This is a genomic window from Streptomyces sp. NPDC043427 (assembly GCF_056436655.1).
Window position 1 is genome coordinate 23,743 of sequence record NZ_JBWKCC010000008.1, and the last position, 16,268, is coordinate 40,010.

The following is a 16,268-nucleotide window of genomic DNA, read 5'->3' on the forward strand; positions in this document are numbered from 1 at the left end:
AACTAACGCTCCTGCTGGTGAGTGGGGCTCGGGAAGCTTCCGGTCTGGCCGTTGCCGGCTTGGCGACCCTGCGCGATACCCCGACGGAGATTGGTCAGCCGGCCGCGAACGTCGTCAGGCGCACGCGAGACCTGCGGACCGGTTTGGTGCTGTTGCTGCTGAGCCGTGCCCGGGACGAGGTTGGCCCGGGGTACTCGACGCGGCAGGCCGGAGGTGGTGATGCCACCCGCGGCGGGCTGCCGGACGCGTTCGGCTTGCCGGACGAGTTCGTCGTTCGGCGATGTCCGCCAGCCGGAGGGTGTGGCGGGACGTTGAGGTGCGGCGGGTGCCGGAGCGGGAGCGGCCGGGGCGGGCGGCTGCGGGGCCTGCGCCGAACCGTTGCCGTTGTCCGGCTGCTGCTGGCCGCGGAACCAGTTGGTCTCCAGCGTGTCGTACAGCGGCGTACGGCCGTCACCGGGACCCGAGGCCGGCGGCAGCGCCTCCGGCTCGGGGCGGGCGGCGGGCCGCTGTTGCGGCGCCGGCGGCTGCGGGTAGCCGTAGCCGCCGCGGGAGCCGTTGACCTGGGGCCGCTCGAACTGCCCGGTGGAGGCGGGGTTCTGGCGGCCGGGCAGGGAGTGCTGGCCGGTGGCGGAGGCGTCGTAGCCCGTCGCCTGCTGACCCGTGGACGAGTTGTCGCGGCCCGGCGCGGGGAACTGGCCCGTGGAGCCGTTGTCGTAGCCCTGCGAAGCCGGGAACTGGCCCGTGCCGCCCGAAGTCCCGAAGATGTCGTTGCGGACGAACTGGCCGCTGTCCTGCGAACCGTTCACCGCCGGACGCGGGGCGTCGGCGTCGGGGCGCGGGAACTGGCCCGTGCCCTGCGGCGCGCTCGTACCCGGGCGGTTGAAGTCCTGGCGGGCGTTGGGGCCCTGTCGGTCGTCGAGCCGGGGGACCGCGGGGAACTCGGAGGTCGCGCCCGGGCCCTGCCGGTCGTCGATGCGGGGCATCGGCGCGGTCTGCGAGACGTCCGGCTCCTCGTGGCCGCGCGGGGCGTCCAGCGAGGCGCGCGGCACCGGCGGCTGCGCGTTCTCGTCGCCCCAGCTGGGCGTGCGGGGCTGCTGCTGGTCGCCGCCCGGCAGCTCGGCGCGCGGCCCACCGCGGCCGGGGAGCTGCGGCCGACGGCGCGTACGGCCGCCCTGCTGCTGCTCGCCGTCGTTGCCGGGGCGCTGCGGGGAGACGGGGTTGCGGGGCGCGAAGGCGTCCTGGCCCGACCCACCGGTACCGGCCGCCTGCAGGCCCTGCGGCGCACCCGGCGCCTGGCCGAAGGCGCCCGTGCCGGCCGGAGCCGGACGGCCCTGCTGCGGCGGGGTCTGGGGTCCGCGCGGGGCGCCCGGACGGCCGCCCTGGCCCGCGCCGGGCAGCGCGGCCCGCGGGCCCTGACCGGCGCCGAGAAGACCACCGCCGGAGGCGGGAGCGCCACCGAGGGCACCGCCCGGCGCACCGCCGCCGAAGGCACCACCACCGGCCTGACCGGCCTGGCGACGGGCCGCGGCCGCGCCGGCGGCGGCCTGCGCAGCGGCCGGACCGCCGGACACGCCGCCCTGACCGGGCTTGGGCTGCGGCTTCTTGCCGCCCTGGGCGACGTCGACGGGCAGCATGACCAGCGCGGTCGTGCCACCGGAGTCGGACGGGCGCAGCTGGATGCGGATGCCGTGGCGCTGCGACAGACGACCGACCACGAAGAGGCCCATGCGTCGGGAGACGGAGACGTCCACGGTGGGCGGCGAGGCGAGCCGCTCGTTGATCGCCGCGAGGTCCTCGGGGGAGAGGCCGATACCGGTGTCGTGGATCTCGATCAGGACGCGGCCGTCGGGCAGCGCGTGACCGGTGACCTTGACCTTGGTCTGCGGCGAGGAGAAGGAGGTGGCGTTCTCGAGCAGCTCGGCGAGCAGGTGCACGAGGTCGTTGACGACCCGGCCGGCCACTTCGGTGGTCGGCACGGCGGCCAGCTCGATGCGCTCGTACTGCTCCACCTCGGACGCGGCGGCGCGGAGCACGTCGACCAGCGGGACCGGGCGGGTCCAGCGACGGCCGGGCTCTTCACCGGCGAGGACGAGGAGGTTCTCACCGTTACGGCGCATGCGGGTGGCGAGGTGGTCGAGCTTGAACAGCGAGGACAGCTGGTCCGGGTCGGCCTCGCGGGACTCCAGTTCGGAGATGAGCGACAGCTGACGCTGGATGAGGCCCTGTGAGCGGCGCGAGAGGTTGGTGAACATCGCGTTGACGTTGCCCCGCAGGAGGGCCTGCTCGGCGGCGAGGCGGACCGCCTCGCGGTGCACGTCGTCGAAGGCCGCGGCCACCTGGCCGATCTCGTCCCGGGAGTGCACACCGACGGACTCGACGGAGGTGTCCACGTCCTGCGGGTCCGACTCCGACAGCTGCTTGACCAGCTCGGGCAGACGGTCCTGGGCGACCTTGGTGGCGGTCTCCTGGAGGCGGCGCAGCGAGCGGATCATGGAGCGGGCCACGACGAACGCGCCGACCAGCGAGACGCCGAGCACGAGCAGGATCAGCGCACCGGAGATGATCGCTTCGCGCTCCGACTCGCTGCGCAGCTCGCGCGCCTTCTGCTCCATGTCGTCGAGCAGCGTGTGCTCGATCTTCTGCATCTCCTCGATCTTGGTCGAGGCGTCGTCGACCCAGTCCTTGTACGACCGCTTGTCCAGCGACTGCAGACCGCCCTGGGCGAAGGCACGGGTCGCGTAGGTGTCGGCGGCCTCGATGGTCGGGTTGCCGTCTTCGATGGGCTTGAGCAGTTCCTCGGCGCCGTCGTCGCCGTAGATGCTGCGGAAGCTGGAGAGCTCGGACTCCTCGCTCTCCAGGGCCGACTCGGCGTAGAGCCGGTCGTTGTCGGAGAGGTTGCCGTAGGTGGTGTTGCTGGCGGGCAGCGCCGCCGCGAGGACCGCGCGCTGGATGGACGCGTACTCCTTGGCGGAGGAGAACGCGGCCAGCGCACGCGTGCGGCTGATCATCTCCGGGTTGCTGGTGGCCTCGGCCATGTCCTGGGAGAGTTCCAGCAGGTGGGTGATGAGCCGGTGGTACGACTCGACCGTCTGCGTGGAGTTGCCCTTGGCCTGGTAGGCGGTGTTGCGGAACTTCGCGATGTCGCCGATCTCACCGACGAGGCCGACGAGGCTCTCGCGGACGCCCTGGAGGTTGCCGTCCTTGCTGGAGGCGTCGATCTCCTCGGAGGCGTTGATGAAGTTGTCGGCGGCCCGGTCGGTCTTGTCCCGGTACCCCTTGATCGTGTACTTCGTCGACGTCGAGCCGTGCGCCAGCGGACCGGCCGACTGGTCGCGCTCCTCCTGGAGCGCGGTGGCCAGTGCGGTGGCCTGCTTGGTCATGTCCGTCAGCAGCTTCATGTTGTCGAGCTGCTGGATGTCGTCCATGGACTGGTTGATGCGAATCGCGCCCAGGGTGGTCGCCGCGACCACGGGCAGCGTGAGCAGCGCCACCAGACGCGTGGAGATGCGCCAGTTGCGCAGAGCTATTCGCGAACCGGGGCCAGTCGGGCCCACGGGCGCCTTGACCGTCGGTGCCGAGGGGGTCGGTGACGTGGGCGCGCCGGAGCGACCCTTGCGCTCGCCGCTGTCACCGGTCGGGGCCGGACCCGGGTTCTGGGCGTGCTGGGGCGAGGAACCGCGGTCGGTCCCGCCATGCGGCTCCGGCTCCGCCGAAGCACTGCCATCCCTCTTGAAACGTCCCTGCACTAGCGTCGCAACCTCTGGACCAGGCGCCCCTCCGCGTGAACGGAAGGACGGGTGTCGGCGTGTTGGGGGGCGCCCTGAATGCGCTCCCCGGGTGGTCTTGAGTGACCGGCGCTGGCTCCCCCTATCTCGCCGCCACTCGGCGCTGCTGAGCGCCCCCTGCGCGCCGGCTCGATCCTGCGGCGGTCCGTGAGATTCCAGCACAGTGCAGGATCTCCAACAAGGCCAGTTGGCCAGGCTGTGACATCCGTGACACCGCGTGAGAGGTATGTTACGAACCGTAGAAGCCGATCTCGTCCATAAAGGACGTATGGCAGCATACCGACTCGACCCGGCGCGTGTCCCAGTCGCCATGATCAGGAGCGGAATGACGCATTCAGGGTGTCAATGTCCGTTTTGCAGTGGTCAGTTGAGGGCCTGATTTGACCGCTTTGGTCGAGGATTCGTGAGGAAACTCACATGCTGATCATGGGGCCGTCACGTCTTCCCGGGGAATCGCATGTTTAGCCTGAGGCTTTACAGAGATGGCAAATCCGACAACCCGCGCTGAAGCGAAGGTCCCTGGACCCTCCACGCGCCCGAACACGACAGGGTCATTACAACCGTGAAGACGACGACGATGTTCCGCACCATAGCCAACCCGCGACGCACGACGCTGGTCCACCTCGAGGACGCCGACGCGCTGCAGACGCCGGAACAGCCGGAGCACTCCGTCGACCTCCCCTCCCAGACCGCCAATCCCAGGCGCACCGTCCTCATGGAGGCCCCGGTCGCGGCCGCCTCCGCGCAGTAGTACGCACCCGGGCCGCCAAACGCTCAAGGCGGCCCGATACGGAGATCAAGGGCGCCCCCGACCGCGGGGGCGCCCTTCCTCCGTCCCGGGCACGCCCTCCCGCCGGGGAGGCACCCCCGTGTAATGCGCGGGGCACGGCCCCCCTGCCGCGTTAGCCTGGACCGTCAGACTCCAGCCAGCTCAGTCAAGGGGCCATACAACCCGTGCGCATCGCCAGGTTCTCCATCGACGGGAACGTCGCCTTCGGCGCGGTCGAGGGCGAAAAGCAGGACGAGCTCGTCCTCGACATCATCAAGGGCATCCCGTTCGCGGACCACGAGCTCTCCGGTACGAAGGTCCCGCTGAGCAAGGTCAGGCTCCTGCCGCCGGTGCTCCCCAACAAGGTCGTCGCCTTCGGCCGCAACTACGCCGAACACGCGCGGGAGCTGGGCAACGAGGTGCCCGACGCCCCGTTCGCCTTCTTCAAGCCCGCCACCTCGGTCATCGGCTCCGGTGACGAGATCCAGTACCCGTCCTTCTCCGAGGAGCTCCACCACGAGGCCGAGCTGGCCGTGGTCATCGGCCGCATGTGCCGCGAGGTCCCCCGCGAGCGCGTCAAGGACGTGATCTTCGGCTACACCTGCGCCAACGACGTCACCGCCCGCGACGTGCAGAAGCGCGAGAAGCAGTGGGCCAGAGCCAAGGGCTTCGACACCTCCTGCCCGCTCGGCCCGTGGGTGGAGACCGACCTGGACCCCTCGGACGTGACCATCCAGCTCACGGTCAACGGCCAGCAGCGTCAGCTCGGCCGCACCAGCGAGATGATCCACTCCATCGAGGACCTGATCGTCAACATCACCGAGGCCATGACGCTGCTCCCCGGCGACGTGATCCTCACGGGCACCCCGGCAGGGGTCGGCCCCCTCAACGTCGGCGACGAGGTCGCCGTCACCATCGAAGGCATCGGCACTCTCACCAACAAGGTTGTCAAGCGTGGCTAGCGCACCCGGCTCCCCCGTACGCGTCCGTTTCTGTCCGTCGCCCACCGGTAACCCCCACGTGGGCCTGGTCCGCACCGCCCTGTTCAACTGGGCGTTCGCCAAGCACCACCAGGGCAGCGGTGCTCAGTTCGTATTCCGCATCGAGGACACCGACGCGGCCCGCGACTCCGAGGAGTCCTACGAGCAGCTGCTCGACGCGATGCGCTGGCTGGGCTTCGACTGGGACGAGGGCCCGGAGGTGGGCGGCCCCCACGCGCCGTACCGCCAGTCGCAGCGCATGGACCTCTACAAGGACGTCGCCGCCAAGCTCCTGGACGGCGGGTACGCCTACCACTGCTACTGCTCCCAGGAGGAGCTGGACACCCGCCGCGAGGCCGCCCGTGCCGCCGGCAAGCCCTCCGGCTACGACGGCCACTGCCGCGACCTGAGCGCCGAGCAGGTCGAGGACTACCAGGCCCAGGGCCGCACGCCCATCGTCCGGTTCCGCATGCCCGACGAGACGATCACCTTCACGGACCTGGTCCGCGGCGAGCTGACCTTCACCCCGGAGAACGTCCCGGACTACGGGATCGTCCGCGCCAACGGCGCGCCTCTCTACACGCTCGTCAACCCGGTCGACGACGCCCTGATGGAGATCACCCACGTCCTGCGCGGCGAGGACCTGCTCTCCTCCACCCCCCGCCAGATCGCCCTGTACAAGGCGCTGACCGAGCTGGGCATCGCCAAGAGGACCCCGGAGTTCGGGCATCTGCCGTACGTGATGGGCGAGGGCAACAAGAAGCTGTCGAAGCGCGACCCGCAGTCGTCGCTGAACCTCTACCGGGAGCGCGGCTTCCTGCCGGAGGGCCTGCTCAACTACCTCTCGCTCCTTGGCTGGTCGCTCTCCGCCGACCAGGACATCTTCACGATGGACGAGATGGTCGCGGCCTTCGACATCAAGGACGTGAACCCCAACCCGGCCCGCTTCGATCTCAAGAAGTGCGAGGCGATCAACGCCGACCACATCCGGCTGCTCGATGTGAAGGACTTCACCGAGCGCTGCCGCCCGTGGCTGAAGGCCCCGTTCGCCACATGGGCGCCGGAGGACTTCGACGAGACCAAGTGGCAGGCGATCGCCCCGCACGCCCAGACCCGCCTGAAGGTCCTCGCCGAGATCACGGACAACGTCGACTTCCTGTTCCTGCCGGAGCCGGTGGAGGACGACGCGAGCTGGACGAAGGCCATGAAGGAAGGCTCGGACGCGCTCCTGCTCACGGCCCGCGAGAAGCTGGACGCGGCCGACTGGGCCTCCCCGGAGTCGCTGAAGGAGGCCGTCCTGGCCGCCGGTGAGGCACACGGTCTCAAGCTCGGCAAGGCCCAGGCCCCGGTCCGCGTGGCCGTCACCGGCCGCACGGTCGGTCTGCCCCTCTTCGAGTCCCTCGAGGTCCTGGGCAAGGAGAAGACGCTGGCGCGCATCGACGCGGCGCTGGCGAAGCTGGCCGCGTAGCGCGTTCACGCAAGGGCGGCGTCCGGTTCCGGCGCCGCCCTTCGCGTGTCCATCCAGCCGTCACCCGGAGTTCACCCCACCGGTCAACTGCCGCTTGCTGAGGGCATGTTGGATTCCCCCGTGCACATGAGGTGCGTGTGCAGCCACGAAGACTTGCCAAGGTGGCCCTCAGCGGGGCGGTGGCCCTGACGTGCGCCCTGCCGGTCGCGCCCGCGCAGGCCGCGGGATCGCCAGTGGGCACGATCCGGCTCAGCTCGGAGAAGCGGCAGGAGATCAGGTACACGTGGGCGGACGCGTCCGGATTCCGGTACGCCCCGGCCGTCGGCGGCACCACCACCTGGGTCGGCTACCCGGACTTCGTCCCGCCCGCACACCCCGGGCCGGACGACCTGGCCACCGGCACCGACGTCGTGACCACCGTGAGCGGTTCCACCGTCACGCAGAAACACCTCTCCACGGGCGTGACCGTCACCCTCACGATCCCGCCCGGCCATACCTACCGGGGCGCCGCAGGCTGGAGCGTGCTCACCCGGGACACCAGCAGTGCCCTGCACGTGCTGCGCGCCGCACCCAGACGGTCGCCACCGTCGCCACGGGCGCCGCCCGCACCCCGACCGACATCCAGGCCGTCAACACCTGGCTGTACTGGTCCTGCGGCTCCACCGCGGGCGTCTACGACCGGGCGACCAGCCGAAGGATCACGGTCCCGGCCGACAACGGCCCGGCCCGCCTCGCCGACGGCTTCCTGCTCCGCGAGAACCGCACCACCCACGAACTGCTGCTCACCGACTTCCACACCGGAACGGCGGCCACCCGCACGCTGGTCAAGCTGCCCACCGCGGACCAGAACACCGGAGGCAGCAACGGCCGCTGGGCCGTCGACCGCTTCGGCGGCCACATCGCCTACCTCAACGGCACGTACGGAGAGGTCTCGATCGTCCCCAGCGGCGTCCCCGCCTCGGCGCTCGCGCAGATGGAGTCCCAGACCGACGCCGTGCCGGGCGGCCCGACGAAGGCGAAACCCGGGCAGCCCGTCTGGCAGCTCAACAAGCCCGCCACCTGGACGCTCACCCTGAGCAACAGCGGCGGCACGGTGGCCCGCACCCTCACCGGCAGCACCAAGGGGGCCGCCGTCCGCGCCGCCTGGGACGGCTACGGGGGCGAGGCCGCCGCGTCACCGGCACGTACACCTGGAAACTGACCGCCGAGCCGCGCGACAACGAGGGTCCCGCCCTCACCACGACCGGCACGACCACGGTCAACTGACGGACAGGCTCCCGCCGTCCGGGTTACCGTCGGACCATGAGCATTCGGGCCGTGGTCTGGGACGTCGACGACACCCTTTTCGACTACACCACCGCGGACCGTGTGGGCATGCGCGCGCACCTGCTGGCCGAGGACCTGCTCGACGGGTACGACAGCGTCGAGCAGGCCATCGCGCGCTGGCGGGCGATCACCGACGCCCAGTGGGCGCGGTTCTCCGCGGGGGAGGCGACCTTCCAGGGACAGCGCCGCGACCGGGTGCGGGTGTTCCTCGGCGAGGAGCTGACCGACGCCGAGGCCGACGCCTGGTTCGAGCGGTACATCGGGCACTACGAGACCGCCTGGACCCTCTTCCCGGACGTCCTGCCGGTCCTGGACGCCCTCGCGGCCAGCCACCGGCACGCGGTGCTGTCCAACTCCAGCATCCACGTCCAGGACCGCAAGCTGCGCGTGCTCGGCGTGTACGACCGGTTCGAGGCCGTCCTGTGCGCGGCCGAGCTCGGCGTCTCCAAGCCGCAGGCCGGCGCCTTCCACGCCGCCTGCACCGCGCTGGAGCTCGCCCCGCACCAGGTGGCGTACGTCGGCGATCACCCGGAGATCGACGGGCGGGGTGCCGCGGAGGCCGGGCTGTTGTCGGTGTGGATCGACCGTGACGGCGCGTACACCTGCGTCGACGCCCCCGGCGGACCGCACCGGATCGCCACCCTCGCCGAACTCCCCGCGATCCTCGGCACGGATAGTCGTTTTGGAGCCCCGTCCACCTTCGGGTAATGTTCTTCCTGCGCCGCCGGAGAGCGGGCCGAAAGGCCGGGACCGGAGGTGCAAACTAGAACAAGATCCCCTCAGGGGCTTGCGTTCCAGTGGCCTATGGTGTAATTGGCAGCACGACTGATTCTGGTTCAGTTAGTCTTGGTTCGAGTCCAGGTAGGCCAGCTCGCAGAGCTCATCTGCACCCGCCCCCGTTGTGTAGCGGCCTAGCACGCTGCCCTCTCAAGGCAGTAGCGCCGGTTCGAATCCGGTCGGGGGTACTGATCTCGATCAACTCGGGATCGCTAGGGCCCCCGTTGTGTAGCGGCCTAGCACGCCGCCCTCTCAAGGCGGTAGCGCCGGTTCGAATCCGGTCGGGGGTACGACTGGTCTAAACCACATTGGTCTATGGTGTAATTGGCAGCACGACTGATTCTGGTTCAGTTAGTCTTGGTTCGAGTCCAGGTAGACCAGCTCGGACCTGCGGAAACGCAGAGTCCAGGCCCCCGTTGTGTAGCGGCCTAGCACGCCGCCCTCTCAAGGCGGTAGCGCCGGTTCGAATCCGGTCGGGGGTACGCACAGGGAAGGCCCTCCACTTCGGTGGAGGGCCTTCGCCGTTACTCGAAGCCGTATCTCCGCGCCGACTCCTCCTCCTGCGCCAGCCGGTGCAGCGACTGAAGCATCGGCTGGACGAGGACCGCTCCCAGAACCGCGATCTCGACCTTCTCGGCCTCCGTCGGAAACGTCTCCATGAAATCCAGGTCGAGAACGGCCGCCTGGTGCATCAACCGGGCGTAGGAGGAGAGGAGTTCGGGACTCCAGTCGTAGCCGAGCCGGCGCATCGCGGCCACCGCCACCACCAGCGAGCGGTAGGCGGGCGAGATGGTGACCAGCGCCTTGGCGTTCGACCAGCCCAGCGTCTCCAGCAGCTCCTCCGTCTCCTCGTGCGCGGTCCGGACGTACTCGTCCTCCGCGTCCGGCTCGGGAATCTGCGGCAACGCCCACAGCGCGGCGCCGAGGCGGACGGTACGGCCCAGGGAGTCGTCGTCGACGTGCCCGAGCACCTCGCGGACCGTCGCCACCGGGACCCGGCCGACCTGGATCATCGCGCGCACCAGACGGAGCCGGCGCAGATGCTCCTCGTCGTACTCGGCGGTGGTCGTGTTGATCTGGCGGCCGGGCGTCAACAGCCCTTCGCGCAGGTAGTACTTGATCGTCGCCGTGGACACCCCGCTGCGCTCACTCAGCTCCGCCAGCCGCATCTCTTGCGCCTCTCCTTGGGAAGTGCCACTATCCAAGCATCGCCTCAGAGGATAGTGCCGCTATCCGACAGGAACGGGGGACTGTCATGTTCGTGAAACCGGTGCTGGGTCGTACGACCGCGGCTGCCGAAGGGGATGTGGTGGTCCTGCTGATCGGGATGCGCGTCAACCACTTCTGGGCGGTGCACCAGTGGGTGCCGGTCTTCCTGGCGATGTTCCGCATGCTGGCGGAACTCGCGCGGGACCCGGACCGGGGGCTGCTGGGGCGCGTACTGCTCACGGCTTCACCGCGGACGTACTACGTCGTCCAGTACTGGGAGTCCAAGGAGAAGCTGTACGCGTACGCGGCCTCGCCCGACATGTTCCATCACCGGGCGTGGTCGATCATCAACCGCAAGGAGCGGGCGGGGAAGGTGCGCGGGCACGTGGGGCTGTGGCACGAGACGTATGTCGTGACTGAGGGGTCCTACGAGGCGATCTACGCCGACATGCCGCCCTTCGGCCTCGCGGCAGCCACGGGGGTGTTGCCGATCGAGCGTCGGGGGCGGCGGGCGCGGCAGCGCTTCGCGTACCGGGGAGACGCACAAGCGCCGTGAGGGTTGTGCCGGGCGGGGGGCGGGCCGTTCGTGGTTGATCGCGCCCACGCGGCGGAGCCGCATATTGATACGGTCCCGCGCCACCCGGGTGGGTCACCGAACCGTCGGGAAGAGACTGCCGCGGCGTTGAGGCTGCCTCTTTCCGGCGGTGTTCGTCGTGACCGTCAGCCCGTACGGCGCAGGGCCTCCGACAGGCGGGTCGCGGCGTCGATGACTGCCTGGGCGTGCATGCGGCCGGGGTGGCGGGTCAGGCGTTCGATGGGGCCGGAGACCGAGACGGCGGCCACGACGCGGTTGGAGGGGCCGCGGACGGGCGCGGAGACGGACGCGACGCCCGGCTCGCGCTCTCCGATGGACTGGGCCCAGCCGCGGCGCCGTACGCCCGACAGGGCCGTCGCCGTGAAGCGGGCGCCCTGCAGGCCGCGGTGCAGGCGCTCGGGCTCCTCCCAGGCCATGAGGATCTGTGCCGACGAGCCGGCCTTCATGGTGAGCGTCGAGCCGACCGGGACCGTGTCCCGAAGTCCGGACAGGCGCTCCGCCGCGGCGACACAGATGCGCATGTCGCCCTGGCGGCGGTAGAGCTGCGCGCTCTCGCCCGTGATGTCACGGAGGTGGGTGAGCACCGGTCCCGCGGTCGCGAGGAGGCGGTCCTCGCCGGCGGCCGCAGCCAGCTCGGCCAGACGCGGGCCGAGAATGAAACGGCCCTGCATGTCGCGCGCCACCATGCGGTGGTGTTCCAGGGCCACGGCCAGGCGGTGGGCCGTGGGTCGTGCCAGTCCGGTGGCCGCGACCAAGCCCGCGAGGGTGGCCGGACCGGACTCCAGAGCGCTCAGGACGAGGGCCGCCTTGTCCAGAACGCCGACGCCGCTACTGTTGTCCATGCAACGATACTCACGTCTCACTCTGTGAAACGCAAGTTCAATTTTCCGTGGAACACGCCACCCTGGAATACACAGCGGCCCGCAGACCGACGGGCGCGGTGGCGGACGCCCGAAAACTGGGGCGCGGGCGGAACCGTCTCCTCAAGATCTCTAGTTGTGGCCGGTGCACTTTTTCCGGCCGGAGGGAAAGCGATGGGTAGGACACTCGCGGAGAAGGTCTGGGACGACCACGTCGTCCGGCGCGCCGAGGGCGAGCCCGACCTCCTCTTCATCGATCTGCACCTGCTGCACGAGGTGACCAGCCCGCAGGCCTTCGACGGTCTGCGTCAGAACGGTCGCCGGGTCCGCCGCCTCGACCTCACCATCGCGACCGAGGACCACAACACCCCGACCCTCGACATCGACAAGCCGATCGCCGACCCGGTCTCCCGCGCCCAGCTGGAGACGCTGCGCAAGAACTGCGCCGAGTTCGGCGTCCGCCTGCACCCGCTGGGCGACGTCGAGCAGGGCGTCGTCCACGTCGTGGGACCGCAGCTGGGTCTGACCCAGCCGGGCATGACCGTCGTGTGCGGCGACTCCCACACCTCCACGCACGGCGCCTTCGGCGGTCTGGCCTTCGGTATCGGCACCTCCCAGGTCGAGCACGTGCTGGCCACGCAGACGCTGCCGATGGCCCGGCCCAAGACCATGGCCATCACCGTCAACGGCGAACTGCCCGAGGGCGTCACCGCCAAGGACCTGATCCTGGCGATCATCGCCAAGATCGGTACGGGCGGCGGTCAGGGCTACGTCCTGGAGTACCGCGGCGAGGCCATCGAGAAGCTCTCGATGGAGGCCCGGATGACCATCTGCAACATGTCGATCGAGGCCGGCGCCCGCGCGGGCATGATCGCCCCCGACGAGACGACCTTCGCGTACCTCAAGGGCCGCGTCCACGCCCCGCAGGGCGAGGACTGGGACGCCGCCGTCGCGTACTGGAAGACGCTGAAGACGGACGAGGACGCCGAGTTCGACGCCGAGGTCGTCATCGAGGCCGCCGAGCTGTCGCCGTTCGTCACCTGGGGCACCAACCCCGGCCAGGGAGCGCCGCTTTCGGCGTCCGTCCCCGACCCGGCTTCGTACGAAGACGCTTCGGAGCGCTTCGCCGCCGAAAAGGCCCTGGAGTACATGGGGTTGGAGGCCGGGCAGCCGCTGCGCTCCATCAACGTGGACACCGTCTTCGTAGGCTCCTGCACCAACGGCCGCATCGAGGACCTGCGCGCCGCCGCCGAGCTGATCAAGGGCCGCAAAGTCGCCGACGGCGTACGGATGCTGGTCGTGCCCGGCTCCGCGCGGGTCGGTCTGCAGGCCGTCTCCGAGGGCCTGGACGTCGTCTTCAAGGAGGCCGGCGCCGAGTGGCGGCACGCGGGCTGCTCGATGTGCCTGGGCATGAACCCCGACCAGCTGGCCCCGGGTGAGCGCTCCGCGTCCACCTCCAACCGCAACTTCGAGGGCCGACAGGGCAAGGGCGGTCGTACGCACCTGGTGTCGCCGCAGGTCGCCGCCGCGACGGCGGTCCTGGGCCACCTGGCCTCCCCGGCCGACCTGTCCGACGTCGCCACCCGTACGCCCGCTGGAGTCTGATCAGTCATGGAAGCATTCACCAAGCACACCGGCCGGGCCGTCCCGCTGCGCCGCAGCAACGTCGACACCGACCAGATCATCCCTGCTCACTGGCTCAAGAAGGTCACGCGCGACGGGTTCGAGGACGGGCTGTTCGAGGCCTGGCGCAAGGACGAGTCCTTCATCCTCAACCGGCCCGAGCGCCAGGGCGCGACCGTCCTGGTCGCCGGCCCCGACTTCGGCACCGGCTCCTCCCGTGAGCACGCCGTCTGGGCGCTGCAGAACTACGGCTTCAAGGCGGTCATCTCCTCCCGCTTCGCCGACATCTTCCGCGGCAACTCGCTCAAGAACGGCCTGCTCACGGTGGTTCTCGAGCAGAAGATCGTGGACGCGCTGTGGGAGCTCACCGAGCAGGACCCGCAGGCCGTGATCACGGTCGACCTGGAGAACCGCGAGGTGCTCGCCGAGGGCATCACCGCCTCCTTCGAGCTGGACGAGAACTCCCGCTGGCGGCTGCTGAACGGGCTGGACGACATCTCGATCACGCTCAAGAACGAGGACGACATCGCCGCGTACGAGGCCAAGCGCCCGTCCTACAAGCCGCGGACGCTCCAGGCATGATCCGACCGGCGTGAGCGACATTTGATCGCTCTGCGCAAGTCCAGATTCGGCCACCTCAACACCCCCGCTGTACCCCCGATCAGCCCGATCGGGGGTACAGCCGTTTCTGCACCCGAACGGCCCCGCCCGCCCTCGCGTGCCAAGTCAACTTCCCACGTTAGAGGCCCCGTTGCCGGGGTACGCGAGTGTGGAGGACGTGACTTCCGACAGCGCCGAAAGGGCCGTTAGAGGCAGGAGTTGCACCCTGAGCGGGCGACAACTCGCCCCAGATGGCACAATCTGTGCATGGAACACGACGGCCAACTCGAGCTCTATGCGGCAGTCGCGGTCCAACTCAAGGAAGCGCACGCAAGGGTGCGCGCACTGCAAGTCCCGGAGGGCGTACGGATGGCGCTGACCCGGAAGCTGCTGGTCATTACGGCCGCGGCCAAGCACGATCTCGCCGATGCGACAAGGCGTCTGGAGCGGTTCATGAAGGACCTGGACGAGGGACGAATCCCCGACGAGGAACGCTGAACACACCAGAACCGTCGCGTTCGCTGCGGCGCAACGGGTGATTAGCCCGTTTCGTGTTTGATTTGCGGTATATATCTGCCTAACGTGCGAAAAGCTTGAACACTTTCGTTCTGGCGATGTCTCCGAAGGGGAAGACGTGAACAAGGCGCAGCTCGTAGAAGCGATTGCCGACAAGATGGGTGGCCGCCAGCAGGCCGCCGATGCTGTCGACGCGGTCCTGGACGCCATCGTCCGGGCGACCGTCGCGGGGGAGAGGGTCTCGGTCACCGGCTTCGGTTCGTTCGAGAAGGTCGACCGCCCGGCCCGCTACGCCCGCAACCCCCAGACGGGCGAGCGGGTTCGTGTCAAGAAGACCTCGGTGCCGCGATTCCGTGCGGGCCAGGGCTTCAAGGACCTGGTCAGCGGCTCGAAGAAGCTCCCGCGCGGCGGCGAGGTCGCCGTCAAGAAGGCGCCCAAGGGCAGCCTGACCGGCGGTGCTTCCGCGACGGTCAAGAAGGCCGCCGCGAAGAAGGCCACCACCAAGGCGGCGGCCGCGAAGAAGACCACGGCGAAGAAGACCACGGCCAAGAAGACGACCGGGGCCGCCGCGGCGAAGAAGACCACGGCGAAGAAGACGACCGCGAAGAAGACCACCGGAGCGGCCGCCAAGAAGACCTCCGCGGCGAAGACCACGGCGGCGAAGAAGACCACGGCCAAGAGCGCCCCGGCGAAGAAGGCGACGGCCAAGAAGGCCCCGGCCAAGCGGTCGACGGCCCGCAAGACCACCACCGCCAAGAAGGCCACCGCCCGCAAGTCGTAAGGGCACGGGGCCACAAGGGCACTCACGCGCCGGGCCGGACTCCCTCGGGAGCCCGGCCCGCGGCGTGTTCGGGGTCGGTCACTCAGAGTGTCTGGAGCGTCACCAGGGTGATGCGGAGGTCGTCCTTCGCGCCCTCCACCTCGATCCGCACGCGCTGCCCGGGCCGCAGCAGCCTCAGACCGCCCGCGTCGAACGCCGGCGCGTCGAAGGGCACCGGGGTGCCGTCGTCCAGCAGCACCTGCCCGCTGCGGGTTTCGGGGTCGTACGTGTATGCGGTGGCCTGCATGGCGGCAGCCTACTGCCCCGGGATCAACAGGCGCGCGGTCGCCGCCGCCGTCCGGGGACCCACGCCCAGAGCCAGCGCCGCGCGCAGGTCGTCGCCGGTGTCCACGTCCTGTCGTACCGAATCCACCGCGTCCAGCCGGAGTTCCACCGCCCCGGACGCGCGGTGACGGGCCCGGGAATCGGTGCCGAATGCCGGGAGCAATTCGCGGCCCGGGGCGGCGGCCAGCAAGGTGGTGCCGATTGCGGCCGCATCGGGGAGAAAAGCCCGGGGGAATTCCGCGGCCGCCTCCAGGACGCGGGCCAATTCCAGCGGGCGCAGGGCGGGCAGATCGGCGTTCAGGGCCGCCACCGGGCCTTCGGGACGTGAAGCGCGTACGACCGTCGCCGCGTGCGCCAGAGCGGCGTTCAGGCCGCCGCCCGGCTCATCGGGGACGATCCGGGCGCCCAGCGCCGCCAGCTCGCGACGCGCCAGGGCATCGTTCGTGACTACTGCCACATCCGCCACCGGCGGCGCGGCCAGGGCGGCCGCCACGGTGTCCTGGGCGAAGGCGAGGGCCAGCCCCGGACGCAGCCCGTCGGAAGCGGTGTCCGAGAGCCTGCTCTTGGCTCGCGCCAGAGGCTTCAGGGGTATGACCAAGGTCCACTGCACCGACGTACCGTCCCTTACTCGTCGCGGACATTGTCACCCGGGCCA

At 70.0% G+C, this 16,268-nt stretch carries 15 protein-coding genes and 5 tRNA genes; 15 read left to right on the plus strand and 5 right to left on the minus strand.

The genetic code is table 11. The features are described from left to right. Nucleotides 1-2 precede the first annotated feature (2 nt). Complete coding sequence (locus AC067M_RS15915) at nucleotides 3-3,746, minus strand: sensor histidine kinase (protein WP_478697590.1); 3,744 nt, start codon at nucleotides 3,744-3,746, stop codon at nucleotides 3-5. 601 nt (nucleotides 3,747-4,347) lie between these two features. Here AC067M_RS15915 and AC067M_RS15920 point away from each other — a divergent pair. The 10 genes from AC067M_RS15920 (at nucleotide 4,348) to AC067M_RS15965 (ending at nucleotide 9,587) form a co-directional block, all read left to right on the plus strand. Then, entirely contained in the window at nucleotides 4,348-4,536 is a 189-nt protein-coding gene (locus AC067M_RS15920; RefSeq protein WP_478697591.1) for a hypothetical protein, read from the plus strand. Nucleotides 4,537-4,739: 203 nt separating this feature from the next. After that, a complete protein-coding gene (locus AC067M_RS15925) occupies nucleotides 4,740-5,516 on the plus strand; it encodes a fumarylacetoacetate hydrolase family protein (protein ID WP_478697592.1) in 777 nt (258 codons plus the stop codon). Beyond that, nucleotides 5,509-7,002, plus strand: coding sequence for a glutamate--tRNA ligase (gene gltX, locus AC067M_RS15930; protein WP_478697593.1), 1,494 nt, complete (start codon nucleotides 5,509-5,511; stop codon nucleotides 7,000-7,002). Before AC067M_RS15925 ends, gltX begins: the two co-directional genes overlap by 8 nt. Nucleotides 7,003-7,285: 283 nt before the next feature. After that, entirely contained in the window at nucleotides 7,286-8,203 is a 918-nt protein-coding gene (locus AC067M_RS15935; RefSeq protein ID WP_478697594.1) for a hypothetical protein, read from the plus strand. Between the two features lie 101 nt (nucleotides 8,204-8,304). Further along, the gene (locus tag AC067M_RS15940; protein WP_478697595.1) at nucleotides 8,305-9,036 is read left to right on the plus strand and encodes an HAD family hydrolase; all 732 of its coding nucleotides are present in this window, start codon (nucleotides 8,305-8,307) and stop codon (nucleotides 9,034-9,036) included. 90 nt (nucleotides 9,037-9,126) lie between these two features. Next, nucleotides 9,127-9,198: transfer RNA gene (locus AC067M_RS15945), tRNA-Gln, on the plus strand. Nucleotides 9,199-9,220: 22 nt separating this feature from the next. Continuing rightward, nucleotides 9,221-9,293 (plus strand) — tRNA-Glu (locus AC067M_RS15950). 29 nt (nucleotides 9,294-9,322) lie between these two features. Further along, a tRNA-Glu gene (locus AC067M_RS15955) sits at nucleotides 9,323-9,395 on the plus strand. Nucleotides 9,396-9,414: 19 nt separating this feature from the next. Beyond that, nucleotides 9,415-9,486 (plus strand) — tRNA-Gln (locus AC067M_RS15960). A gap of 28 nt (nucleotides 9,487-9,514) precedes the next feature. Beyond that, nucleotides 9,515-9,587, plus strand: a tRNA-Glu gene (locus tag AC067M_RS15965). 42 nt (nucleotides 9,588-9,629) lie between these two features. On the opposite strand, the gene AC067M_RS15970 is transcribed toward AC067M_RS15965, so the two are convergent. Further along, nucleotides 9,630-10,274, minus strand: a complete 645-nt coding sequence (locus AC067M_RS15970; RefSeq protein ID WP_478697596.1) for a MerR family transcriptional regulator — start codon at nucleotides 10,272-10,274, stop codon at nucleotides 9,630-9,632. 86 nt (nucleotides 10,275-10,360) lie between these two features. Here AC067M_RS15970 and AC067M_RS15975 point away from each other — a divergent pair, with 86 nt between their 5' ends. After that, nucleotides 10,361-10,870 carry a DUF4188 domain-containing protein gene (locus tag AC067M_RS15975; RefSeq protein ID WP_478697597.1) on the plus strand — a complete coding sequence of 170 codons (510 nt, stop codon included), beginning with the start codon at nucleotides 10,361-10,363 and terminating at the stop codon, nucleotides 10,868-10,870. Between the two features lie 164 nt (nucleotides 10,871-11,034). On the opposite strand, the gene ndgR is transcribed toward AC067M_RS15975, so the two are convergent. Then, nucleotides 11,035-11,751 (minus strand): IclR family transcriptional regulator NdgR, encoded by a 717-nt coding sequence (gene ndgR, locus AC067M_RS15980; RefSeq protein WP_478697598.1) that lies wholly within the window; start codon nucleotides 11,749-11,751, stop codon nucleotides 11,035-11,037. A 192-nt stretch (nucleotides 11,752-11,943) separates the two neighbouring features. Between ndgR and leuC the strand changes: the two genes are divergently transcribed. The 4 genes from leuC (at nucleotide 11,944) to AC067M_RS16000 (ending at nucleotide 15,289) form a co-directional block, all read left to right on the plus strand. Continuing rightward, nucleotides 11,944-13,374 (plus strand): 3-isopropylmalate dehydratase large subunit, encoded by a 1,431-nt coding sequence (gene leuC / locus AC067M_RS15985; protein WP_478697599.1) that lies wholly within the window; start codon nucleotides 11,944-11,946, stop codon nucleotides 13,372-13,374. A gap of 6 nt (nucleotides 13,375-13,380) precedes the next feature. Continuing rightward, the gene (leuD, locus tag AC067M_RS15990; RefSeq protein ID WP_478697600.1) at nucleotides 13,381-13,974 is read left to right on the plus strand and encodes a 3-isopropylmalate dehydratase small subunit; all 594 of its coding nucleotides are present in this window, start codon (nucleotides 13,381-13,383) and stop codon (nucleotides 13,972-13,974) included. Between the two features lie 285 nt (nucleotides 13,975-14,259). Beyond that, complete coding sequence (locus AC067M_RS15995; RefSeq protein WP_133930198.1) at nucleotides 14,260-14,490, plus strand: SCO5555 family protein; 231 nt, start codon at nucleotides 14,260-14,262, stop codon at nucleotides 14,488-14,490. 136 nt (nucleotides 14,491-14,626) lie between these two features. Beyond that, a complete protein-coding gene (locus AC067M_RS16000) occupies nucleotides 14,627-15,289 on the plus strand; it encodes an HU family DNA-binding protein (RefSeq protein WP_478697601.1) in 663 nt (220 codons plus the stop codon). 82 nt (nucleotides 15,290-15,371) lie between these two features. Here AC067M_RS16000 and AC067M_RS16005 read toward each other — a convergent pair whose 3' ends face one another. Together AC067M_RS16005 and cofC are read right to left on the minus strand one after the other, a co-directional pair. Further along, complete coding sequence (locus AC067M_RS16005) at nucleotides 15,372-15,575, minus strand: hypothetical protein (protein WP_389423552.1); 204 nt, start codon at nucleotides 15,573-15,575, stop codon at nucleotides 15,372-15,374. A gap of 9 nt (nucleotides 15,576-15,584) precedes the next feature. After that, complete coding sequence (gene cofC, locus AC067M_RS16010; protein WP_478697602.1) at nucleotides 15,585-16,223, minus strand: 2-phospho-L-lactate guanylyltransferase; 639 nt, start codon at nucleotides 16,221-16,223, stop codon at nucleotides 15,585-15,587. Between the last annotated feature and the right edge of the window lie 45 nt (nucleotides 16,224-16,268).

Coding starts and splice junctions, on each gene's coding strand:
- AC067M_RS15940 (WP_478697595.1), top strand. CDS start 8,305: ATGAGCATTCGGGCCGTGGTCTGGGACGTCGACGACACCCTTTTCGAC.
- AC067M_RS15970 (WP_478697596.1), bottom strand. CDS start 10,274: ATGCGGCTGGCGGAGCTGAGTGAGCGCAGCGGGGTGTCCACGGCGACG.
- AC067M_RS15975 (WP_478697597.1), top strand. CDS start 10,361: ATGTTCGTGAAACCGGTGCTGGGTCGTACGACCGCGGCTGCCGAAGGG.
- ndgR (WP_478697598.1), bottom strand. CDS start 11,751: ATGGACAACAGTAGCGGCGTCGGCGTTCTGGACAAGGCGGCCCTCGTC.
- leuC (WP_478697599.1), top strand. CDS start 11,944: ATGGGTAGGACACTCGCGGAGAAGGTCTGGGACGACCACGTCGTCCGG.
- leuD (WP_478697600.1), top strand. CDS start 13,381: ATGGAAGCATTCACCAAGCACACCGGCCGGGCCGTCCCGCTGCGCCGC.
- AC067M_RS15995 (WP_133930198.1), top strand. CDS start 14,260: ATGGAACACGACGGCCAACTCGAGCTCTATGCGGCAGTCGCGGTCCAA.
- AC067M_RS16005 (WP_389423552.1), bottom strand. CDS start 15,575: ATGCAGGCCACCGCATACACGTACGACCCCGAAACCCGCAGCGGGCAG.